Annotated in this window: 19 protein-coding genes; 9 read left to right on the top strand and 10 right to left on the bottom strand. The window is 42.3% G+C overall.

All coding sequences use genetic code 11. The annotated features are described in order from the left end of the window. Positions 1–16 precede the first annotated feature (16 nt). The 4 genes from dptH to EXA13_RS07425 form a co-directional block, all read right to left on the bottom strand. The gene (gene dptH, locus EXA13_RS07440; RefSeq protein ID WP_238132607.1) at positions 17–5065 is read right to left on the bottom strand and encodes a DNA phosphorothioation-dependent restriction protein DptH; all 5049 of its coding nucleotides are present in this window, start codon (positions 5063–5065) and stop codon (positions 17–19) included. After that, complete coding sequence (gene dptG / locus EXA13_RS07435) at positions 5046–6395, bottom strand: DNA phosphorothioation-dependent restriction protein DptG (protein ID WP_238132606.1); 1350 nt, start codon at positions 6393–6395, stop codon at positions 5046–5048. Before dptG ends, dptH begins: the two co-directional genes overlap by 20 nt. Further along, positions 6395–7993: a DNA phosphorothioation-dependent restriction protein DptF gene (gene dptF / locus EXA13_RS07430; protein WP_238132605.1), complete on the bottom strand. Its 1599-nt coding sequence runs from the start codon at positions 7991–7993 to the stop codon at positions 6395–6397. Before dptF ends, dptG begins: the two co-directional genes overlap by 1 nt. A 167-nt stretch (positions 7994–8160) precedes the next feature. After that, a complete protein-coding gene (locus tag EXA13_RS07425) occupies positions 8161–8337 on the bottom strand; it encodes an AlpA family transcriptional regulator (protein WP_222746577.1) in 177 nt (58 codons plus the stop codon). Between the two features lie 159 nt (positions 8338–8496). Between EXA13_RS07425 and radC the strand changes: the two genes are divergently transcribed. The 8 genes from radC (at position 8497) to EXA13_RS07385 (ending at position 14869) form a co-directional block, all read left to right on the top strand. Then, on the top strand, positions 8497–8958 hold the full coding sequence (gene radC, locus EXA13_RS07420; RefSeq protein WP_238132604.1) for a RadC family protein: 462 nt from the start codon (positions 8497–8499) through the stop codon (positions 8956–8958). Then, positions 8955–9389: a DUF2787 domain-containing protein gene (locus EXA13_RS07415; protein WP_238132603.1), complete on the top strand. Its 435-nt coding sequence runs from the start codon at positions 8955–8957 to the stop codon at positions 9387–9389. Before radC ends, EXA13_RS07415 begins: the two co-directional genes overlap by 4 nt. A gap of 69 nt (positions 9390–9458) precedes the next feature. Continuing rightward, on the top strand, positions 9459–9908 hold the full coding sequence (locus EXA13_RS07410; protein WP_238132602.1) for a DUF2787 domain-containing protein: 450 nt from the start codon (positions 9459–9461) through the stop codon (positions 9906–9908). 14 nt (positions 9909–9922) lie between these two features. Next, positions 9923–10171, top strand: coding sequence for a hypothetical protein (locus EXA13_RS07405; protein WP_238132601.1), 249 nt, complete (start codon positions 9923–9925; stop codon positions 10169–10171). Between the two features lie 210 nt (positions 10172–10381). Continuing rightward, a complete protein-coding gene (locus tag EXA13_RS07400) occupies positions 10382–11086 on the top strand; it encodes a WYL domain-containing protein (protein ID WP_238132600.1) in 705 nt (234 codons plus the stop codon). Between the two features lie 44 nt (positions 11087–11130). Continuing rightward, positions 11131–12609, top strand: coding sequence for a hypothetical protein (locus tag EXA13_RS07395; RefSeq protein ID WP_238132599.1), 1479 nt, complete (start codon positions 11131–11133; stop codon positions 12607–12609). 163 nt (positions 12610–12772) lie between these two features. Further along, a complete protein-coding gene (locus tag EXA13_RS07390) occupies positions 12773–14236 on the top strand; it encodes a GTPase (RefSeq protein ID WP_148518045.1) in 1464 nt (487 codons plus the stop codon). A gap of 297 nt (positions 14237–14533) precedes the next feature. Next, complete coding sequence (locus tag EXA13_RS07385) at positions 14534–14869, top strand: hypothetical protein (RefSeq protein ID WP_000033623.1); 336 nt, start codon at positions 14534–14536, stop codon at positions 14867–14869. Between the two features lie 59 nt (positions 14870–14928). On the opposite strand, the gene EXA13_RS07380 is transcribed toward EXA13_RS07385, so the two are convergent. Together EXA13_RS07380 and EXA13_RS07375 are read right to left on the bottom strand one after the other, a co-directional pair. Beyond that, a complete protein-coding gene (locus EXA13_RS07380) occupies positions 14929–15366 on the bottom strand; it encodes an RNase H family protein (protein ID WP_238132598.1) in 438 nt (145 codons plus the stop codon). Positions 15367–15481: 115 nt separating this feature from the next. After that, the gene (locus tag EXA13_RS07375) at positions 15482–16135 is read right to left on the bottom strand and encodes an inovirus Gp2 family protein (protein ID WP_238132597.1); all 654 of its coding nucleotides are present in this window, start codon (positions 16133–16135) and stop codon (positions 15482–15484) included. A gap of 368 nt (positions 16136–16503) precedes the next feature. Here EXA13_RS07375 and EXA13_RS07370 point away from each other — a divergent pair, with 368 nt between their 5' ends. Next, on the top strand, positions 16504–17499 hold the full coding sequence (locus EXA13_RS07370; RefSeq protein ID WP_238132596.1) for a hypothetical protein: 996 nt from the start codon (positions 16504–16506) through the stop codon (positions 17497–17499). Positions 17500–18007: 508 nt separating this feature from the next. On the opposite strand, the gene EXA13_RS07365 is transcribed toward EXA13_RS07370, so the two are convergent. The 4 genes from EXA13_RS07365 to EXA13_RS07350 all read right to left on the bottom strand — a co-directional run bounded on the left by EXA13_RS07365 (position 18008) and on the right by EXA13_RS07350 (position 23029). After that, entirely contained in the window at positions 18008–19378 is a 1371-nt protein-coding gene (locus EXA13_RS07365; RefSeq protein ID WP_238132595.1) for a Fic family protein, read from the bottom strand. A 339-nt stretch (positions 19379–19717) separates the two neighbouring features. After that, the gene (locus EXA13_RS07360) at positions 19718–20875 is read right to left on the bottom strand and encodes a glycoside hydrolase family 5 protein (RefSeq protein WP_238132594.1); all 1158 of its coding nucleotides are present in this window, start codon (positions 20873–20875) and stop codon (positions 19718–19720) included. A gap of 151 nt (positions 20876–21026) precedes the next feature. Continuing rightward, positions 21027–22217, bottom strand: coding sequence for a carbohydrate porin (locus EXA13_RS07355; RefSeq protein ID WP_238132593.1), 1191 nt, complete (start codon positions 22215–22217; stop codon positions 21027–21029). A 164-nt stretch (positions 22218–22381) separates the two neighbouring features. Then, on the bottom strand, positions 22382–23029 hold the full coding sequence (locus EXA13_RS07350; RefSeq protein ID WP_238132592.1) for a hypothetical protein: 648 nt from the start codon (positions 23027–23029) through the stop codon (positions 22382–22384). Positions 23030–23041: the final 12 nt, after the last annotated feature.

The raw sequence follows: 23041 nt of genomic DNA, 5'->3' as shown, positions 1-23041 counted from the left end.
TCCTCTCATCCTACATTTACACACCAAAACTATTTAAGCGTGATGACATTGAAGAAACCTTCACTTTCTTCACACTCATTTTCAGCTGACCTTTTTCAAGATGATAGCCGACTGATAAACACTGTCCCTTTGACAGCTCACCAAGTTGCTTTTCCCAATCAGCTTGCTTTGTGCCCGGCATGCTCAACTCTAGGATTTTGGCGTAAGTCTTTGTCTCTGTTTTCGCAGGAGCGAAAAATAGCTTATGAGATGCTTGAAACAGCCGGTCTTGCTCATCTTTGCGCAGCATACTCAGTGTTTGAGTGGCAAGGATTAGGGAAACACCAAACTTACGCCCTTCTGTTAGCATTTTGCCTAACGGGCTCTCAAGGCGATGATCAAGGTTTTGTACTTCGTCCAATACAATAGGTAGTGGTTTTTCCTTGCTACCATAGCTACACGCATAGGAATAAAGATCCCATAGCAAAAACTCAGTACAAAGCATTGATATATCGTGATTAAGTGAAGCAAGCTGCATGATTGTCGAGCCGTTTTTTTGACTCTCAAATACCTCACTCCAACTTTTATCACTGTTCGATGAGAACAAGTTAGATTTAACTAAGGGAGCCAGTTTAGTTGCCAGCGCAGGCCCGGCGCTCTCTTCTTCATTTAAATCATCCAGCATATTTTGCAAGCTGTAAGCACTGCCATACCGCTGGACGCCAGACTCAATAACTTCATTGAGTACCGCAATTTGGCGCTCACCTATGGTCGAATATACTTTGTTAAAAACAGAGGCAACCCTTCCTGCCACCATATGAGGCTTCTCTTCGATGAAAATCCCACCAAAATCTTGTTTTTGGGCCCTAAATGGCGACATACCAAATGGCTCATTACAAAGTATGTTGGACTTGGGATTAACTCTTTCAATAAACTCTGTTTCAAGGTGATTCGGTAAAAAACCGTTTGTATAGTCAATCACTAGTGATCTTATTTGAGCATCAGCCAAGCTCATCAGCAAACCTTGGATACAGTAAGTTTTGCCTTGTCCTGAGCTGCCAAAAATGATCAGGTGACGGTTTGCTAGATCCTTGTGCCCGTACTCCCAGAAGACTTTCTCTCCGGTAAGCGTATTCTGGCCAATCTCCAATCGGCATTCGCTCGCAAAATCTGGGGTTGGCTCTACAGTTGACTTTGACGGCTCCTCAGTTTGGAGGTTCTGCTTTAAATCCTCAGGCTTGTCGACTACAACTTCTAATGGGACGAGTGGCTCTCCTTTTTTCAAAGCAGTCTGCCCCACCAACATATACTGCGCTGGTACATGGCAGATCTGCACGATGTCTTTCTCATTCATTAGCACTTGAAGAGAGTTTTGCACCAGCGAAGGCAGCAAAGACATTGGAAGATCAACCTTCAGCACGCCATCTTGCATGTTGTAGACAGGTTCGAAACAGCTTCCACTTTCAAGGTGGCTAACAACAAGACCTGCCGGATAGTTTTCAAGCTCGGCGATTGCGTAGTTGCCACGTAGCCACTCTTCTTTCTCTGCCAGCAAGGCTTCGAAGTAGTCATTGCTAAATACGTTGTAGAGGCGATATTTATCAATTTGCATCAAAACTTGGCGAATAAATAAGCCCCGATAAAGCTTCGATGCCAATGTCAAGCCGCTCAATAGTTCAGTGAGGTAGAGACGAAGCTCATTCGCTTGCTGCACCGCTTTTTTGTAATCTGGCGTGGAGCCAGCTTTCACCTCGACAGGAAGCAAGTAGAGGTTGCCCTCTTTAAAGCCCACCAGCAGTACATCATCTGAAATCGCGCCTTTTTTGTAACCCTGTACATTGCGTGAAAAGTCGCTGTCAGTCATTTTTAGGCCGATGTTGCCTGACACGCGGATCATCTCACCTACCGATAGTGGCACCCAGGTTATGTCAGATTTATGCACAAGACAGGTCGCAAACTTATAGGCACCAATAATGCCAGTACGTTCTTTGCGAATAGTATCGTTGCAAGTCATCATCTTCAGCAGCCAATCACCATTGAATGCATTGAACTCGTTAATTTGACCACCGCCACTTTGCGCAACCACTCTTTCGAACAATCCACGCTGTGCGGTCACGGTAATCGCATCGTAACTGGCTGAGCTGGTGTACTGGTCTGAATAATGAATAAGCACAATACCTTGATTGGCGTGGAAGAAGTCCAACGTCACTTTAGGGTCGATGATAGTGGTCCAAATCGAGCTGTCATAGGAGCGCTCTAATAACGATTTAAAGTCTTCACTGACTGCAAGTGCTGGAGCATTGGCACCAGTGTATTGCGTACTTGGCTTTAATGCAGGCTCCATTAGCGAACCGACATACTTCGCCATTTTCAAGTGCGGCTGGTTATTATATTGAACATTTTGCAAACCAAATGCAGTGAAGTATGAACCTTCATCACTCTTAGATGCATCGCCAGTCAACAGACCATCACACGCAATTCCGCTAGGCATGTCGTCAACGCTTAGGGTTGTTAGCTTCACGTTGTGGTTGTTTCTGAAAAATGATAGGTGCGAATAAGCTTGCCCTTCACGCTCGCTATGGGCATTAGTGAACTTACTGTAAGTCAGACGGGTACGAAGAATGTCGATAATAGTGTCTGCATTTTCACGCACTTTTCCACAGTCCAGCTCAAGCCAAGACTTTAACTCTTCGTAGTTAGACGTTTCTGCAAACTGATCAAATGCGTTGAAAACCAGCTCATCATCGTAGAGGTTGACATGAATTGATGCCGCTTTATCCAAATTGTCTTTTACATAATCAACCAAACCGAGGAATAGCTCCTCTGCACGATCTTGATTCACGGCATTCACCAGCACACTCTTCTCTGAGCCAGTAAACAAGTGGTAAAACGCCTTTTGGAACTCGTTGATCTTCTCTTTAACCAGCTTGCGAACGAACTTCAGACAACTTTTCTGGTGAGGGACGCTTTTAACCCAAAATCCGTTTTCAGTCACTTGCTGGTTGTAAGCAAACTCATGCTTTGGATGATAAACATACGGAAGCAGTCCACTTGGCCCCAAACGATTGAATGTGACAGCTGGCAAGTCAGCAAAGCTGTCATCTTTTTGCATTTCATTGCAAAGGTTTAAGTAGTAAGCCATCACCATTGGGTGGAATGGCGAGTAGTATTCTTCGCCATTCTCGCGAACTAAACCGATTTGCATTACAAGCTTTTGCTCTTTGGTAAGCATGCCGCCAGTTGGGATCTCGTTGAAATAATCAAGGAAGGCATCAACGGTCGCTTTTACAAGTGCAGTAAATTGTGGTCCCCAAGAAACCAGAGAAATTGTTGTCCGGCGGCTCGCTAAATAGTCAAGCAGAGCTCGGTATGCCGAGTGAAGACCATAATCAATAGACTTCAACTGTTCCAACGCCATGCTGTTGGATTCCGCCAGGTAGACTTGCTTTTGTTGAACGAAACGCTCTTCCCAACGAAGTAAGCTAATGCGAGGCTCCATGACGCGAAATTCGCTATTGTCAATCGCGACAACATCTTTACTCGGGTAAAGCTCGCCAAACACGTCATCATCAAACAATTTGTGGAAGCGAGATTGGTTAAGCAGCAATGGAAAGGACAGGCTGCTTTCTACCTGCTCACCCTCAATACGAAATGCCAGGGAATTATCACCTGATTTCACCACAAAGCCGATCTCTTCTGACTCATTGGCCAGAGATTCAAAATCAACGACGCCAGTTTCTGCGCGATCAACTTCTTCGCCGACATCGTCTAGGTGGCGAATTGTAGCGAGAGCGGGATTGATAACTAGGCGATTATCTGCCGTCATCAGGGTAAGACGCTGTTTCGCAGGTTCAATCACGAAGATATTTTTAATCTCGTCGAGAGAAAACTCGCCTTTTCTGACCACTAAACAGCGAAAATTGTGATTTTCTGAGCTGTTTTCACGCTTCAGAGCGAGATTAAAAAATAGAGGCTCGTTGCCGTATCTGGCAGCCAGTGTGGCATTCGCACCTTTGCTAGTAAGACGCGTCGTGATCACTTCCTGCTTGCCAAAGGCATTTACTGGAGTGATCTTAAATTGCTCTTTGCTAAGATCACCTGTGCCAGAAAAACTCAGTTTGAGTTCAAACTCGCTTTGGCCTTCATCCAACTCAATGATGAGGTGACGATCGCGAAGACCTGCTTTGCTTTCTTTCGGGTAGCGGCCAATCACCTCTGCGCCATTGAGCTCCTCTTCACTCTCATGCTTTAGATGCTGAGTTTTGTTCTTTTTGATTTCTTCTCTATAGGTTTCAAACTCCACATCTTTCCAGCCATCATCGGAAAAATGCGCTTTGATAAATTTGCTACTGAAACCTTTGAGTCGTTCTTCGAGTTGCTGGCCAAAGTTTTCCACTTCAAACGACAGCTCTTGATAAAGGGCACGGTTTTCCTGCAAACGCTGTTTGATCTGCTTTTTGTTACCAGATAACTCCACGACAAAAGGATCGTCGAACATGCCCAGCTCTCTGAAACACAGCTCGCCATCTTCAACCGCCTTGTATAATGACTCAAAACCAAACATGGTCGCGCCATCTTCCACAATCGCGTCAAATTGGTCATCCAAAAGACAAAGTGAAACGTCTCGAGACTTGTCAGTTTGCTCAATCAAACCGCTGAGTGCGACTTTGATTTTCTCTGGGCTCCATACCTGACCAGGCTGACCGAGATCTTCCGCAGAGTTGATAAGTGTATCAAGGCGACTGTTATGAATCACCACCAGCGCACAGCCCTTCAACGGGCCTTCTTGGCTCGCGATTTCATCACGAAGATGTGAGATGTAATTTTCTGTAAACCCGGTGTCACACTCTTCTTCGCTATGAAGCACTGGTACCACTTTGCAATCTTCTAGGCTCAGATAACTCAGCATCACACCATTGCGAGCTTGTATATCACCATCTTTGCGCACGACAAGCGCATCAAACAAGCGCTGACTGTTGCGATGATCGGGAGAATTAAACTGGTAGCGATAACCTGCGCGGATGTTTCCTTTCGCGTGCAGTAAAAACTGCGAAACCAGAAACGATTCAAATTGTTTTGCGCACATATACTGCATCTCCACTGTCACTCATGCGTTCAACGTTACCAATTCGCTCATAAAACTTGATAAGCTCTTGCTCCGTTTGCTTATCAACAAAAATCCCCCTTCCCTGAAAGCCAAGTATCAGCTCATGGAAGCGAAGCTTTTCTGCTTTACCCACCACTAGGTTAGTCAGCAAAATGATGTGATCCTGAGTAAGCACTAACACTCGACCAGAGCGACCACGGACCTGAACAAAATCCTTTGCCATGTTTTTCTCGACCTCCGACATATACTTTTTGATAATGCTTGGACGGTCGGTTTTAGGGTCTCTAAACTGTTCTTCAGCAAGCTTAAGAGCATACTCAAGCCAGTCGATGGCGGTTGTTGCATTCTCAGGTATTGCGGTATCCAAGTTGCGATTGGCTCTGAACATCAGCGAATAGTTTTTCATTTTTTCAGTAAGATCTTCCCTACTAGATCTTTCGATATCTCTCGCCAAATGCCACAACGGCTTTTTTGATTCCTCTGCGTTTGGTTGAAGGTTCTCCAACATAGAGAGAAACGGAAACAGTTTGAACGAAGATTCACTAAAGAGCTTATAGCCGTGCTTTTTAATATGGATGCGTTCACCACTGGCCCGTTCATGATCCATGATGAAATACAGCGGTTTCGCGGTTGGGGCTTCGCAGGTTTTCCAATCCGACAACGATAGGCTCAGTTGTGCGGTATAAGCAAATCCATAAAATGCCAAGAATTTCTCGAACTCATCTAGCAGGTACTTCGGATAGTGGGTGAGAAACTCTAGGTCACGTTTAAACGCTTCTGCGATATACGGTAAATAAGGCAACTCATCAGCACGTAATAATTTGTCATTATCTGGCTTGGCTTTCGAACGCAGTGTTTGCAAAAACTCTTGCTCGATGAAATTCAAGTTGGCGTCAAACTGCTCAATTTGTCGGCCATTTAACAGGTTGATGAATAGAGACGCAACGCGAAAGTCCCCCGCTTTGCACTCACTTTTCTGGCTCTTAAACAACAGAAATTCAGGGCTTACCGAAAAGATATCCTGATTCGTGAAATACATATCCTCAAGTATGTCCCAAAAACCTTCTTCACCGAGTTTGTTTTGCAAGTTGGCTTTGCAATCGGCGATAAACTCTTGATAGCTGTATTTCTCAATCTTTTTGCGGAGCAAACCACGCAGTACTAAACCTACAACGGATGACCAGTCAAAATCATTGCCCTTGGTACGAATGGGAATATAGCTGTTAAGGATATTCTTGTTTTGGAACTTGTCCGCCGCCGTTTGCGGCAAGCCGGATTTTATGGGTAATGCGAAGTTATCTGTCGTCATTAGTGCATACCACTCACTTCGAAATAGTCACTTTCTTCTCTTACAATTTTGTAGCGTTTGTCAGCTTTCAGAATAAACAGGGTATCTTTTCGATTCGCGACCGCCAACATCTGCTCCAACGCTTCATCAAGTAAGAGGATGGCATTTTTGTCATGCTTGTTTGGCCGATATCCCTGACCAATCTTCACCAACAGTTCAAGTAGCTTGACACTAATTGGCATTGGCTTAAGCGATTGCTCATCGACTTTTAAGTAAGCGTTGAATGTACCGATTTTCTGTAAGGCACTATTTTGTATCGCCGTAAAATCAGGTTTGACTTCAAGAGAAACTGCCGTTTTGTAACCGTTTAGCTCTGAAACCAAATATTCATCTTTATCTAGTGTTGGGGCATGACGATTACAGTAGCGATGGAGAGCAGCAATTAATGTCTCTTTATAGAAGCTACTGAGTGCTTTGCGCATTTTTCCAGAACCATCGAAGTCACGGTGCAAAAGCCAAGCGGATGCATAGGCATCAACCAGATTGTTCGTAAACTCGGTTTGTATGTTTAAAACAAAGTCATTACAGAGCTCCTCATCGCCACTGAGTACGTAGAAAAGGCGAAGGAATGACGTCGCTTCAATTACCTCAAAAAATCCCAACGAGTTGATCTTGGCTTTAAACTCGGCAAAGCCTTCATGTTCGATGCCCAAGCTATGCTGAAGAACAAACTCGTCAACCGTGCGGGTGTGTAGATTACTTGGGTCAAAACTTTGAATCCGAGATAACAGCTCGTTATCACTGTCCGAAAATAAGTTATCAAACATATAACCATCGGCTGCCAGCAGTTGGAAAATGAAGTCCAGTAAAGCTCGAGCCGTGAGAAACTGATCTTTGATAAGGCGAGCTTTTAGCAGTAAACCGATCAGAGACCTTTGTACTGCCGGGCGACTCAATAATGCAAAGTTTGCTGTGAGTCGTGTGTGCCCTTGAGACTTTAGCTCTTTGTCGTAAAGCACATAAAACGGGTTATCAAGCGTCTGAGCTGTCAGTTTTTTTAGAAACTGCTCCGCAAAGTCATATGCACTACCCTCGCTATTAAACCTAAACTTCGGATAGTCTTCAAAATCCAAAAACACATACTGCTCTGGAATGTCAGAGCGATTGCGAGCGAGAAAACGCCGAGCTGCATTCTTAACATCGATATGCTCGTCTGCCCCCTCTTCCGCATAATTGCCAAGCATACCCACGTTGATGCCGACCACGAGGGGTTTATTGCTTTGTTTGAACTCGGAGAATCGTTGATCGAGAGCATGAATAGCCGTTTGATTCGGGGAAAAACTGTGTGTTGCATCCAAGTGGAAATCATGAGTCGCTTTGTGCTTTTGACTATACTGCGTCAAGATTTCTGATTTGCCATCGCCACTACTTCCACATAGGAAGATGATTTGATTGGGCTTGGCAGATAGGAGTGCCTTTTTGAAATCCGCTTCTATATCTGTCTGGATGTAGATGTAGCGCTTGAATTCAACGAGGTGATCTTGATTCTGCTCTCTCTCTGTACTGACCGCAAAAGGGGAGGACTTAGATAGAATACTGAGTGCTTGTTTGAAGTCCAAAATTTCATACTCAACATGTTTCAATTTGATATCGAAATAATACCGCATTTTTTATACATACTTCATTGATGTTGTCATGTTTCATAAGCAATTGGTGACTCAATACTCAAAAAGCACAGCTAATATCTAACTCTCCCTATCAGAAAATATGATTTACTTGCGACTATTCACCTATTTTTAAGCAACTCTTGCATCCACTCATCAACTTCACTTTCCACCCAAGCCACCGCTCGCTCACCCAAACTCACCGATTCTGGGAACTCCCCGTCATTCATCTTGCGGTAAATCGCTGAACGGCTTAGTGCTGTCTTTTCCATTACTTCTTTTAGCTTTAGAAATCTCATGGGACGTTCTCCTATGTCTGTGGTCCTCATGGGATAAAGCGCTGGCGTAAAAAAAGACGGTGATGTGTTAAGCCTTGATGCGACAAGGCTTAATCAAAAAATTATCAGGTATATGTCATTAACGTGTATCCCGTTAATGAACCTCACTCGGAGCCTGATATGACCGATTACACAAAAGAGCAGCGCTATCAAGAAAACCTAATTCTTGAACATGCCGCTGAGATACTTGCTCACCGTTACGTGCGCGGTGACGCGCTCACCAATCCAGATGCCACTAAGGAGTACATTCGCTGCAAACTGGGGGCCTATGAGCGTGAGGTGTTTGCCTTATTGCTATTGGATAACCAAAACCGATTGATTGAGTTTAAAGAGCTGTTCCGCGGCACCATTGATGCGGCCAGTGTCTATCCGCGTGAAGTGGTGAAAGTGGTGTTAGAAGTCAATGCCGCGGCCGTAATATTGGCCCATAACCACCCTTCAGGGGATGCAACACCGTCACAAGCCGACAGACGCATTACCGAAAGGTTGAAAGACGCTTTAGCGCTGGTGGATGTACGAGTGCTGGACCACATAGTGGTGGGGAAAGACAGTGTCTCTTTTGCTGAAAGGGGCTGGTTATGATTGAGCAACGTTATGGCGACATTGAACTCGATGGAGACCTTCACCGATCACTAGAGCAGTTGATTGAACGATACTCCATTTCAGAGTCTGCTGAGCGCATCGTACTGAACTGCCGCCAAAAAAGTTATTACTTACACCGACAAGGATTACACCCGATTGAAGTGCAGTTTAAACGTGAGTCACCATCCAGTGATTGGCAGGTAGTGTGCTTTGCCAGCTTTTCCTATCCCAATGAAAGCAGTATCGCGGTTGAACCTGAGCTCTATTTCCATCTCGCCAATCGTTGGTGCTATCAACCCGATTCGGGGGCCGCCGATTTATCTCACCCAGATGTGCTTGAACTACTCACTGTGTGGATGAAAGCCTTCGCTCGCCACCTTTCACGCAACGTGTTTGATGAGGTGCAGTTAACCATGGTCCGTGAGTTTTAGCGCCGCGCCTGTTTTCTCTTTATTTCCTTTTTCTTTTTCGACTTCATCCTGACCTAAGGAGGTCTTGCTATGTCTTCATTAACCTTCACATCTTCCCTCTTACCGATTTCAGACAAACTGCATGCCCTACTGAGTGAGCAACTCACCAAGCAGTTAGTTAATGACAGCAGTGGCATACTCGCCGCCAGTCGTTATCTGGTGTTCAACTTTCGCGATAAGCGCTACAGCGCGGATGAAGGCGGTTTTCATCCGGTTGAGATGGGCATTTGTCACACCTCCAGCGGCGATTGGAGCATCGAGTACATCACCGATTTTGCCTACATCGGAAATTACTACCCCGAACTTGAACGAAGCTTAGATTTTGATTTTCGTGTCGGTGAGTTCTTTGTTGCTCATCGAGGTTGGTTGCCCATGCAAAGCCGCCCTGATGCCAAAGAGCTGTACCAGTTATGGGAAAGTAACTTTCTGGCTTACGTCGATATGGACGCCTTTGATGAGATAAACATCACCGCTCAATAATCAAAAGGGACTCCATGGACAAGCATCCCCCATCACTACGCCGAGTGCTGTCTGTGCTCTTGCTGCAAGTCATCACAAAAGGTGGTCGCTATCTTCACGCTCAATACCAAAAGGCTCGCGATGAAGTGAAAGAACACAGTGACCATGATTTGTTTGAGCTCGTCCGCTCTTGCTCATCGACGCAAGCTCTGCGCTGGGCCGCCGTGCGTGAACTGCTCGAGCGCGGTTATCTACTCAAAGAAATCCGTCAAGAAATGCAGTAATGCGCCGCAAAATGCCAACTCAATCACAGATATGCAACCTCTCCTCTAAGCGAGACAGGATATGTCTCGCTCATCCATACCCTAGCCTCATTGCAATAAGGACCCGTTAAGACTGTGTGGCCACCAGTCTTCGTTTACCCCCTATCCGTGACATTCACTGAAGCACTGCGCTCAGTGCATGTGGCTGGGTAGACGAAAGTTGGTGATGCCATGCAACCCTCAGACTACACACTCTCAACCGATGAGCACTTTAAGCTCATCTTTGAAATCTATTCACACATTCCGCGATTGCGAGAAATCTCGGCTGAAGAGCTGCGAGTTCGCTTATCCGAGCTGGGCGTCAATCGTACTAAGCGCACCATTCAGCGCTACCTCAACGTCATCATGTACTACCCCGACTATTTCCAAGTCGAACGGTTTGAACGTGCACGTAACAGCTACACCTACAAGCGTAAATACCACAACAAAGTCTCGTCTGCTTCATGGGAAACCATGCTGCTCGGGCTGTGCTTTTCATCGGTGAAAGGCCTGCTGCCAGCTCACTTTGAGCAAGGCATTTGCGAGGCCTTTATGCCACTGCAAATTGGCGATGTGATGGAGCCTGCCAAAATTGAGGTGCGTCTCGCGCTACCCAAGCAAGACGATTACGACTTTGATGTATTCGAGCGGCTCAGCCAAGCCATTAATGCTAAGCGTCAGGTTCGCTTAACACTCATTGATGACACCCAGACAGACTACCTCACCCCACTCGGCCTGATTTGGGAAAAAGGCATGCTCTACCTTGTGTACGAACACAAACACGAGCGTGACGTACTCGCCTTCTCCGACATTATTCAGGCGGACATATCCACCTTCACTTTTGAGTACCCGAGTGACTTCTCACTCTCCGATACGGTTATTCCCACTCAGCGATAAGTTCGCTGAGTTACTCCTATTTTTCATCATTCAAGGACACCATTATGCAATCATTCACATTGAATACGGTGCTAGTAGCATTGGTCACTGCCAGCTTAACCGCATGCGGAGGCGGCAGTAGCGACAGCAATAATGCAGTAGGTAGCCAAGCCGACCTCACTGGCGTAGCTATTGACGGCTATGTCGAAGGAGCTACCGCCTTCGTCGACTACAATCTTAATGGTCAGTTAGACGACAACGAACCTTCGGCACTGACCGACCAAAATGGTCAGTTTGAATTTTCAGGTGTAGACGGTGTTTGCGCCGATTACGCGCCAATTGTTATTAATGTTCCTGTCGGCGCTTACGATTCCGACTATGGTGTGGTCAGTGAAGCCTACCAGCTCACCTTTCCACCGAAATTTTCATCAAGCTACAGCAATGACATTTTGAACACGACGCCATTTACCACCGTGATTTGGAATGCGATAAAAACTGAGCTCGGTGAACTTGGGGCAGACGGCTGCCAAGCACTGGCCGCCAATTCATCTTTGCAAGGAAAAATCAAACAGCGCGTTGCCAAGCAAGAGTACCGTTTAGCAAACCGCTATAACATTGCAGTCAGTGACTTATATGGGGACTTCATTAAACAAGGTAATACCGCTCAGCATCAATTGGCTCAATCGCTCACCGTAGGACTGGCGAAAGCGTATGAAGAAACTCGCGCCTTTGAAACCCTTTACCCCGATGCTCATGTTGCGTATGTAGAGTATTGGCTAGGTAATCCGGCCTCCGATGACATCAGTGTGGCGGATACTTGGTATCGCAAAGAGTATGTCGGTCACCCTGAATACGCGCAAGAAACCGTGTATCAGGTCAGCGATGATTTAGACACCGTTGTCACCATGACTCATTACCTGAAAACCAATACCACACTTGGTCAATACAATGACAGTGAGACATTTGTGGTGATGGATGAAGATAAATGGGACAGCTACCCAAGTTCAACCTATCACTGCACTAAGCAACTGCGAGCCAATCAAAAAGGCAATACGGCTGAGCAAGTCTATTATGAGTTTGCGATAAACGCGCAAGGAGGTGTCAATGATGCGGCAGAATGTGAAGCACTCGATATCGATGCCAATCGTTCAGGCACGCCGCTTACAGCGATGACAAAAGACCAATACGGTCGTTACATCACTTACGCTCAGTTTGATTTTGAGCCGGGAGATAACGCCAATGTCGATGGTTTGAACTACGCACTGACCAATCAACTGATTGATGCGCCGACCGCCTTTGATGGCGTCAGCACTATCAGTCCAGAGATTGATTTAACCGAAGGATATGGCGCGCTCAGTTGGATACGTACGGCTTGGGAATATCTAAACGATGGCAGCATGATTTACACCGAGCATCGCTCGACTGGGCTATGGATAATAACCAACACTGCCGCGAATGGCACCTATATCGTGTCGTGTGGTTTGGATAAAACCAACCTCACTGTAATGGACATGTCTAGCTGTTTAAATCTAGTCGGTCATTAATCACCACTTGCCAACGACCAAGGTGGGACATCTCCCACCTTTTTTTGTGATATCTTTCACAAGTCCCACCCGACACACTCCTCCCAGAAAAAGCAAGACACGATATGTCTCACTCATCCGTAAGCTGGTGGCAACCCCATAGCTAATACAACGGAGCATCCCTATGCCGCAATCCCTTAGTGAAGTCGACGTACTCCAACGCGCCCTAGCCTATAGTCCTGAAGAAGTCCTTCCTATTCTGGAATACCTTAAAATCAGCGAGAATGAATGCAAGTTTAAACCCGATACCTTACGGCAAGATGCTCAGCGTATTGCTTGGCACCTACGTAAAGCAGGCAGTAATACCCTTGCCACCACGACAAGAATGGCAAAGAACAAACTTAAAGAAGCCTTAGGAAAAGACACGGACGACGATGTCGCCGGTTATCGAGCAGTCGTGCTCGATGTAGCCCAAAAAATTGGTGTAAAGCCAAAAATCGAACTTGATGATTTGTTTCCAGATGAAGGCAAACCGAGCTTTATGGGCAGTGAAAGGGGATTTGAACGATTCAAACGTGACCATCCTGATGAATGGCAAACTTACACATTCGTCAAAACGGATGAGGTCATGCAGCGTATCAGCGACACACCATCCACACTGAAAGAATACACCACTGAGGAACTTGAGCAGAAAATCATAGAAAAGCTCTTCACGGATGCTTTTGAGCACATGAGTGACGCTGAGAAAAAAGCCTGCATAGAGAGCTTAGGGTTATCACATGCCGAAGTACCGATTGGAGGCCCCGCTCTACTGCTCATTCAAGCACTACTTAAAAAGTATGGCGGATTTGCCGTCTATAAATATTCCATCATCGTCGCGCACTGGCTCAGCAAAGCCATTATTGGTAAAGGGCTTCCTTTTGCCGCAAGTCCAATGATAGCAAGAGCTGTATCATCTTTTTTAGGTCCTGTTGGATGGACAGCGAGTGGAGTATGGGCAGCTAGCGCTCTCGCAGGTCCAGCCTATCGCAAAACCATTCCAGCAGTGGTTCACATTGCAGTCTTAAGGCAGATCGTCCTAAACAGAATTAGTATTGGCGTAGTCGGTGATGGTTCTGTTGGGAAAGATGCCTTCTTTAATGCCGTATTTGGGTTAGATACACAAAATGTTGATCCGATTGCTGGCGCGACCAGTGAAGCCGAGCTCTATCCACTTGATGAAGATTACGCGATTAACTTAATCAACTTTCCGGGCTTCAATGATATTAACCCGTCGGTCAACAGCCTGACTCACGAGCATCTGCACAACGTCGATATCTTTGTCATGGTCATAGATCTTGCCAGAGGCGTTTCTGATATTGATGTACAAATCTTAAATAAGCTTACCCGCTTAAACAAACCGATTGTCGTTTGTTTAAACAAGGTCGATATGGTGCGCCCACGAGATTTGGAAAAATTGCGCGAAACGGCCAAGCAAAGATTGGCAGGCGTGACATTGATAGAAACCGCGTTTGACCCCGATGACCGTATCCATACAGATGGTCCGGTTGGCACACTGGAAGTCTTTAACTGGCTTAAAGCACAGCTCGAAACCCAAGGTAAAGATACCCAAAACTTCGCCACATTTAGCCCCGAGCACAGAGAGTAACTCCAATACAGTCAACAGATGGGGGAGCCGATCCCCCTTATTCAAGCAAAGCGCTTAGGTCGTTCCTTATGCATAACAAAATCATTAAATAACAACAACTTAAAGCAACACCCATTTACAAAAACCACTCTTATCCCTGCTGATTTATCCATGAGAAATCGGCTCTGGGCTCAAAAGTCCAATCGAGATCACAAAAGCACATCAATCAATTTCAGTGAGACAACCTATGTCTCACTCATTCGTATTCTAACGTCAACCCACTATCATGCTTTCAGACGAGAGCGCTAAGGACAAATTATGAGTAAAGGCAATGTATTACACCACCTTGACGAAGCCGCTCTGAAAGAGCACATCTCTCGTCGAGAATCATTCACGCTCACCAACGTGAAAAACTTCTCTCAAACCGTGAAGAAAATTGAAGACCTTATAGAACGTCAGGGACTGAAATGTCGTGTGTATACCGCTGGACGTTCCGCGACTATGGTCGCCGCATTAGCATCCGGTCCTGCGGCCATTTTTGGACTGGCTTCAGCCGCCTCAATCGCTGCACACAAGTTGGCAACCTTGAACCCTGACTATGAAATTGCCAAGTATCCCTTGGCTGATAAACTGGAAATTAACTATAAAAAGTAACACCATCGAGAAATAGGCCACCAGCCTTATCGGTGAGCCTATCTCTTCAATTTTTAAAGTTAATGAGCTTCTTCTTCTAATTCCTCTTTTGCCAATCTATAGGCTAAATCTAATTCTGGAGACGAGCGCAGTTTGCGAACATCAACGAACTTTTTGCTACGCTCTTCGTCCACTAACTGCCAAAGCTGACGGTAGGCCACTGGCTTCTTATCCGACTTACGCCAACCTCTTCTCTTCCAATCATCTAGCCATTCGTTATAACCACGCACACAAAAGTCACTAGTGCTATAAATGACATCGTCATCAAATGCGTAGCGTAAAGCCTCGACAATAGCAGTAAGCTCTAACTCCGTACTATCAACGTTACGATCCACCAGCACAGTATAACTATCAGCTAATTGATGTTCCTCATCGTAAATAGCCACTCCGACTGCTCCTTGAGTTTTATCTTTATTGACTGAAACACCAATATAAAGCGTGTAATGTGATTGAATCATGACATGTACCTTCTTAACTTAATGAGTCACGTTATTGCTTCTCTTCAACAGATAAGAACCTGAGGTAAAAAAAGAAGGTACTGAATGTTTGAACTGGGATATTTGATAGGATTATTTATCGTAGCGAGTAACCAAAATTTCTTCGTCTATCTCCGATCTTTTTGGTATCGGTTTTTGCGAAATAACTGAGACGTTTAAATACTTGGTTAAAAACATCATCAAAGTTATTAGCTCGGCGATCCAACCAATATTTACTATTATCAGGAAAATGAACCAAGGCCCCACCTTCATCAACATCTAAATCAAGGGCACTACACCATGCTCTTTTAATCCGATAAGCTAGGTTATTAGTATTCGTAAAACGGCCGAGATACATATACACATCCTTATTAAAGAATAGTGCTACATGATAATGGTCATTAAGCGAAAGGTTATTTTCTCTTGCCCACACATAACGAACGTTACAATCGGGAGTTCTTTTCCCTTCTTTACGTTTTTTTTTGATGTCTGCATTAATTTGTGCAGATAGAGAGCTAATAAAGCGTTTCATGACTTGGGCAATTTCATACTTAATCGTACAAGGAAATTTAAGATCTACTCGAATAACTGTTGTTCTTGGATGGTCACTGATAGCTTTATCCATCACATCATCAATTCTATCTAAGTACTCTTTAAACATGTCTAAGGTTTTATTACGTTTACCCTTACACAATTCTCTTCCCAAGTAAGTCGATTTAGCAATCGTTGTAAGATGTTTGGTTTGTTTCATTATCTATACCTCTTAGTTATTTAGGTATAGGAAGGGAGTGTGATGTTAATTAAAATATAAGATCAATATAACTATAACCAAAACTTAATTTTACAACATCTAGTTACTTTTTAAAGTAATATAGTGTTTTCATGAAAAAATAAGACATCCCACCCCCAAAGAAACTGGTTATTAATAGAAAATCTCGAACCAGTACAGACAACAAACTAAGACATTAACTACTACCACTCTAAGTTAATGCCAATAAAATTGATAAAAACCCATAAAACCAGCTTGGAATCACATAAAATCAAACCAGTATACTCTATGATAAGTCGACATAAACAACACTAAAAACAAACATAAAACCAACCATGTAGATAATATAAATGAATAATGAAATAAATGACACTTTGAAAAAGATATCATCTTATAACAATAATAAAAAACAACATATTATATCAATGTTACACAAACATTATTACATCTCAGAAATTGATAGTTACAGCATTAAAGACCAACATATTAACGAAAAAATTCTATCTGCACTTACAAATAGACATAAAGATGACATCAAAGAAATAAATAATACTCTAGATAAATTCGTAATGACTTTAATTGATAATTATTACATTTCTCTACTTTTAAATGATAAAGTATTTTCAATATTTTGTTATATCCACCTTTCCAACAATGATGTTTTCAACGTAAATGAAAAATATATATTTAATAAATCAGAAAAAGTAATGCACACTATTTATAGATTCAACAGTTATTCATCATTATCACAAACCTATACTATTTTAAAAGCCACTAATGATATTATAGATTTTTTAAATAATATTGAATGCTCAAATATAGATAAAGAAAATTATCTAAAATACTTGTTAAATAAATATAATCAATCCAAAAAAGAAAACTCATTCAATTGGCTACAAACTAAAGACAAAGGATTGGATAGATGGTGTATTGACTATTATAGTAAAAATGAAACTATAGAGAATAAATGTAAACGCATACCAAGTTTATTTAGAGATGAAAGAAACTTTAATGTAACCATTCCTGCCATATTTCATGCTCTTGAAATAAGTAATGCTGAAAAACAACTATTCTTAATCAATATGAAAAAAGCTTGGGGGCAAAAAAAATATAGAGAAAAAATAAAACAGGATAATAAAAAGACCTTGAACTTGGTTGTTGATGGAATAATAGATAAAAAGCTCAAGCATTTATCGAAAGAGTTTGATGAACCTGTCAATAAAATCGTATCGATGATGACCATTTACTTGGCTGATAAATATGAAGAAATAAAAGAGTTAGAAAAAGAAAATAAAAAGAAAAAAAGAAAAATATTAAAAAGTTATGTGAATGATGAGCCGTACTAATGCAAGCCCGACTTTGTTGCTTACTTGAAATAGTCTGAATGCAATCTGTTAGTTTTGTTACCTCTACTCGACTAGATCTAACAGGTTGCCTTAAACGGTTCTGTCGAGTAGACGACACCTGTTACCAAATGATCCGCACCACCAGTTTTGGACAATGAGTTAAGTGGGTACAATTACTAACGAGGTGAACCATGACAAATAGGCTTTGTTGCGTAAAAGAATAATCCACTTCACCAGTCATTCCTCAAGAGAGGATAAGCCCACTAAAACCTTATGACTTGGTAGATAGATGAAGTGACCTAAGAATTTTATTCTAAATGTAGGTAACAATTCTGCGTGAAATCACTATTACGCAACAAAGCCTGACAAATAAAAAGAAACGTATTATCCATTCCCCTGAATTTAAAGCCGAAGCTCTGAAGCTAGCAGAGAAAGTGGGAGTCGCTGCGGCAGCAAGGCAGCTCTCCTTACAACTAACGAACACGGTGCCTTGTTCAAATTTCAATTTTCACGCTAAGAAATATTCTGTGGATTTACCAATTTTTGCAGATTTTAGTATTCCTGCTGTAACCATATCGTCAAGTTTTTTCTTCGCGCTGTTGTAGCTAATACCTATCAAATTCTCGACTTCCCTCGCTGTTACCGTTGGCTTTTTACGGTAACGAGGCTCACCAGACACAAACCCGATGATCTTTCTCTCGATATCTTCTAAGCCTGAATAACGCTCTTCTAGCTCCAACATTCGTTGTGCCGCTCGTTCATAAACTGCAACAAATTCATCAATAGCGCGGCTGATCACCTTTAGCTGATATTTAATGAAGTAAGTCAGATCTAAGTTATCGTGCTCCGTATCTAAATAGCTAATACCATATTGAACTGGCGCTTTCTTGAGCAATGCTGATATCGCAATATATCTGAAGCCGGTATAGCCGGATTTAAACATATACCAGTAGAATAGAACCCTAGCGACTCTTCCGTTACCATCTCGAAACGGGTGCACATAACCAATAACAAAATGAAGTGTGATAGCTTGGATAACCGGATGAACACCACTGTCATTGGAATTAAGCCACTTAACGACGCGAGTAAGTAGTCTCTCAATGGTATCGTGTTTGGGGGGCTGATGGACAATCTCACCTTCCGCATCGACAACCGCAACATCATCCGTCGTTCTGAATGCGCCTGACGTGTATTTTTCTTGCTCTAATGTTTTCGTACCGGCGCTATGCAAGTTTCTGATTAGTTCCACGCTAAACGGCTCATCCCTAAGCTCCCATGCACTTTTCATTAGATCGAAGTTACCAAAAATCATCCGCTCATCGTCAGTGCGAGGCTTTCTTTTTTTTCGGATCATCTCTTTCGCAAGGATGGTCGTCGTAGCAGCTCCTTCTAATTGACTACTCGATATCGCCTCATCATCCACTAGATTATTTGCTAAGTGCTCAAAATGCTCCCGTTCACCAATTTGCTCTAAGATACCCAGCATAGCACTGTGCGTGGTGTAGCGATCGATTTGCGACAGCACACGACCAAATTCATGCAAATTATTAAATCTGCAATATTGTATATATTCAGGGGAGTTCAACAGAGCTTGGATTATTTGCTCAGGCAAGTCTGGAGGCAAAAGTTTATCTTCTAAGGGCGTAAGATCGATTAAGGTACTATCCCGAGACAGGCGAGTTAGCCACCAGCAATATTTGACGTCTAAGCCCGACTTAACCCTGCGCCTAAACTCGTTGAATGAGTGGTACTCGTCAGTAAATGGGACGACATAATCTTTATAGTCATTAGGATCAAACCCCTGACTGCCAATCTCGAACAATACGTCACCGATTGTGCTGAATGGGCATGCTGGTGGGGACAAATACTTACCTGACATCACTTTCATCTCAAAAACTAACGATTATGAGATCAGATTAATCAATATTGTGTGCTTTGGCTAGCTTTTTACCAGTATCGATTCAAGATCTGCAATATGACCAGTATGAACACTGAAAATAGACAAGCTTTTGTTTTTAGGAACCATCTTAGGAACCAAAAACAAAATCAAGTTAAAACAAATATATATAATTCAACCAATTAACAAACAAGATCAACTTACGCCAGCCCACCAATCACTAGTAACGGGACGTCTCAGGACGTCTTTTTCTTGCCTGTAATAACCAAAAATCTATGACACTAAATGGCAATCACGCCAGATGATGGGTAACGCTTTACTCTAGTGGTCTGTGCTTTCAGGTATAAGCCCTTCAAGCAATGCCGTTCTCCATTTTTCTGCATAGGGATCATAAGCGCCAAAACCGGAACTGTATTCCCAATAATGCCAGCTAAACCCTCGTTTTTCAGCTTCTCTTGCAATAAAGGCTGTCCATGCACGCTGATCTTCTGGGCTAGAATGCTTACTGTATACACCAAACTCACCGATATTAATTTCAAACCCATGACCAATCTGAGTATTCCACGCCTCAACAGCATCCAAATAATCAAATAAGACTTGTTGCTCTGACTCTGAACCAACCCAGCGCGTACCAATCCATGCTTTAGCACCATCAACCCATGATGCGCCCTGATGAGTAAATTTAAATGGTTCATAAAAATGTACTGTAATAATGGTATTTCGCGTATTGACACTGTTGGGTAAAACTAATTCAGGTAACTTAGATGGCCCTCCCCAATCAGCGGTCCCTATCATTATTTTCCGTTGTCCTAACGAATTGTTTTGTGTATTCGCATTTTTATTCCATAGTAGATCCGTCAATTCAGAAACTAAATGGTTCCATTCAGTAACACTAACGTTTTCATGAGGTTCATTAAGGAGTTCGAAAACCAGTTGTTCTTCATCATATTGACTGAGAGGAAAATGTTTAGATATTTGATCCCAAAATTTCAACAGGCGTAAACGATGAAACTCAAAATTTTTATTATCGTAAAATAATTCATCAAAATGATGTGCGTTAATAATGACTTTTAAATCTTCTTGAATCGCTTGATCAACGATTTCTTGAACTCGATCCATGAAAGCCTCTTCAATCGTGTAAGGATCATTTAATAAAGTATGTGCATTCCAGCGAACAGGAATTCTGACGCTAGCAAAACCTGATTGGCTTATGTTTTTAAAATCATTAGCTTGAATAGTGAGACCATTATTCCACTCCCCCTCATAAGTCGGGGACTCAAGAAAATTTCCCATATTAATTCCACGACCAAATAGACTAAAACTAAGTCCTTTACTCATATTCCAGTGATAGATATCCTTGTAATATTGGCTATCTAAAGTGATGGAATCCTTATTTTCAGAATAGCCAGAACCACAAGCAACAGTTAAAATAATATTAAGCATTACCACACAACGCAAAATAATTTTACGAAAAACCATAAGATTACCTTTATCAGCCTCACTGGTAATAAATAGAAAAATTTATTATTATCAAAAAATCAACCTCACTTCTTAATAAAGAAACAAGGTTGATTTTATTATTTTTAACGATTAAAAGGATAAAAACATCTCTTAAACTATATAGTAAAGATTACCACCAAGCTTCGAACATCGCTCCAAATGTAAGAGTATCTAATCGATTTGATTGCATTTCACCGGTTGAAGAATCAAAACCAACATATTCATTATCTGCGCTACCAGCTGTGGCATAAAAGCGTAACATTGGACGAGCCCACGTCTGTGAACCAATTGCAATATTCTGTGAAAGTGTCACTTTCCATGAACTGTTTTTTGCATCAACATCTTTATAATCAACAAGGCTATATCCCGCCTCTAACCAAGTTGAATTAATACTATCCCATGCATAAGTTGGACGAATAATGACATTATAGTTAGCTCGATCATTGTGGTCAGCGACATCTAAAAATTGATATGCCGCTAAATATTGTATACCTGCTTTCTCAGAAAAGTTTTTAGCACCATTAAAACTTACTAACCAAGCTTCTTGATCTTCAACTAAATCAAAGACACTGTCTTTTGAATTATTTGCATAACGGAACAATAATTGGTGTCCACTCATAGAAAGTTCAGCTGCAACCTGATAAGCATCCGTATCATAATACGATTGCTCTTTAGCCTTATCTGAAGCAAAACCATAGTTGGCATACAAAGAAAGATTAGCTTTATCAAATAATGTCATACCATGCAATTTAGAGGTAATCGCATATTTACCATTATCTCCAACCATATCACCTTGAACTTGAGCGATACCACTCAGGTCAAGTTTAACCCCACCTAGATCAAGGTTATAAAATCCGCCACCTTGACCATCATGGGTCATCCAGAAATAGTCATTCAGATCCGTTTGTGGCCGTTGATGGAAATCTCGCCCAGCCCAAACACGCAGTTCTGGTTGAGAAGAAAGAAAATTTGTCACACTTGCATAAGCTTTTTTCAGCTTAACTCCGCCATTCGTTGCCCAAGACTCATCAGAATAATGATCAAACATCGCCACAACATCCCATTTAGCCCCTTGATCACTGGTAAATGTTCTCGAAAAACTGAATTCTCCACCATTATTCTCATTACCTAAACGCCCAGTCGCATTTCCATTTAATGCCCCTGCTGTATTTACATTTTTTTCATCACTGCTTTGAAATGCTGCACCATATCGAGCATATCCTGTAAAATTGAACCCTTCTATATTTGCAGCAAGAGTGGTGGTAGAAAAAAGAGGAGTACTCATTGCAATACAAGCAGGAATTAATTTTATTGCTTTCATTTTTTGTCCCTATTATTGGAAAGTTATTTTATATAGCAGCAAGGTTGTTTATTAATTAATAAACCAACCACACTAGTATAATGAACAGGCAGCATCGACTAACTTTATGAATTTAAAGTTATTGGTATTATTTATTATTACTTCCTGTAAAAAACGATTAATATTTACAACTTAATACAAGGAGATGTAGGGGTATAGTTATCACCTTCCTTTTTTATAGCCACATTAGAGAATGAAAATTCCAATTTATTCATACTATCCCATGGCCCAGATAGATATAATGCCTTTTTAACAAAATTTAAATTTTTGATAGGAATTAATGATTGGATAGGAAATTGACAGCGATACCATTCATTTTCTGCTGGTAATATATGATTATCTACTTTAAAAAACAGGCCAAAATCTTCAGTTTTACCGTCCATGCGAACTTGAATACCATCGGTCTCCCCATAACTTTTTACTTTTAAATCTAGAGTTATAAGATCATCTTTATACTCAGAAAAATCTTTATCTGAATCATCATTTCCAAGAAAAACCCCTCCATTACCAGAAGAAAATACGTTCACCACTTGATCCACTTCTTCGACAACAAAGTCAAAAGAATTAATGGGGTAAGATGACGTATAATCTTGTGCCTGAATGCTATCGCCGGAGTAATATAATGCTAGGTTTCCCTCTTCTAAAGGAGGTGCTTGATTCACACCAAGATCTGCTCTTGTATCAAGCTGTTTTATCTCTTTATCAAAATTACACCCTGCGATTATTATCGGTAGCAAAGAGATAACAATAGATATTTTATTTATTCGTTTCATAATAGTTTGACA

This window comes from Vibrio cincinnatiensis (assembly GCF_022113815.1).
GTDB classification, from domain to species: Bacteria; Pseudomonadota; Gammaproteobacteria; order Enterobacterales; family Vibrionaceae; genus Vibrio; species Vibrio cincinnatiensis_A.
Note: the sequence above shows the minus strand (reverse complement) of the source record. Positions and strands in the feature narration are given on the sequence as shown.

Excerpts from the sequence above, each read along its gene's own strand:
- EXA13_RS07385 (WP_000033623.1), top strand. The coding sequence starts at position 14,534 with ATGAGTAAAGGCAATGTATTACACCACCTTGACGAAGCCGCTCTGAAA.
- EXA13_RS07410 (WP_238132602.1), top strand. The coding sequence starts at position 9,459 with ATGTCTTCATTAACCTTCACATCTTCCCTCTTACCGATTTCAGACAAA.
- EXA13_RS07395 (WP_238132599.1), top strand. The coding sequence starts at position 11,131 with ATGCAATCATTCACATTGAATACGGTGCTAGTAGCATTGGTCACTGCC.
- dptG (WP_238132606.1), bottom strand. The coding sequence starts at position 6,395 with ATGACGACAGATAACTTCGCATTACCCATAAAATCCGGCTTGCCGCAA.
- EXA13_RS07400 (WP_238132600.1), top strand. The coding sequence starts at position 10,382 with ATGCAACCCTCAGACTACACACTCTCAACCGATGAGCACTTTAAGCTC.
- EXA13_RS07365 (WP_238132595.1), bottom strand. The coding sequence starts at position 19,378 with ATGTCAGGTAAGTATTTGTCCCCACCAGCATGCCCATTCAGCACAATC.
- EXA13_RS07425 (WP_222746577.1), bottom strand. The coding sequence starts at position 8,337 with ATGAGATTTCTAAAGCTAAAAGAAGTAATGGAAAAGACAGCACTAAGC.
- EXA13_RS07350 (WP_238132592.1), bottom strand. The coding sequence starts at position 23,029 with ATGAAACGAATAAATAAAATATCTATTGTTATCTCTTTGCTACCGATA.
- EXA13_RS07380 (WP_238132598.1), bottom strand. The coding sequence starts at position 15,366 with ATGATTCAATCACATTACACGCTTTATATTGGTGTTTCAGTCAATAAA.
- dptH (WP_238132607.1), bottom strand. The coding sequence starts at position 5,065 with ATGTGCGCAAAACAATTTGAATCGTTTCTGGTTTCGCAGTTTTTACTG.
- EXA13_RS07405 (WP_238132601.1), top strand. The coding sequence starts at position 9,923 with ATGGACAAGCATCCCCCATCACTACGCCGAGTGCTGTCTGTGCTCTTG.
- EXA13_RS07360 (WP_238132594.1), bottom strand. The coding sequence starts at position 20,875 with ATGGTTTTTCGTAAAATTATTTTGCGTTGTGTGGTAATGCTTAATATT.
- EXA13_RS07390 (WP_148518045.1), top strand. The coding sequence starts at position 12,773 with ATGCCGCAATCCCTTAGTGAAGTCGACGTACTCCAACGCGCCCTAGCC.
- radC (WP_238132604.1), top strand. The coding sequence starts at position 8,497 with ATGACCGATTACACAAAAGAGCAGCGCTATCAAGAAAACCTAATTCTT.
- EXA13_RS07370 (WP_238132596.1), top strand. The coding sequence starts at position 16,504 with ATGAATAATGAAATAAATGACACTTTGAAAAAGATATCATCTTATAAC.
- EXA13_RS07375 (WP_238132597.1), bottom strand. The coding sequence starts at position 16,135 with ATGAAACAAACCAAACATCTTACAACGATTGCTAAATCGACTTACTTG.
- EXA13_RS07415 (WP_238132603.1), top strand. The coding sequence starts at position 8,955 with ATGATTGAGCAACGTTATGGCGACATTGAACTCGATGGAGACCTTCAC.
- EXA13_RS07355 (WP_238132593.1), bottom strand. The coding sequence starts at position 22,217 with ATGAAAGCAATAAAATTAATTCCTGCTTGTATTGCAATGAGTACTCCT.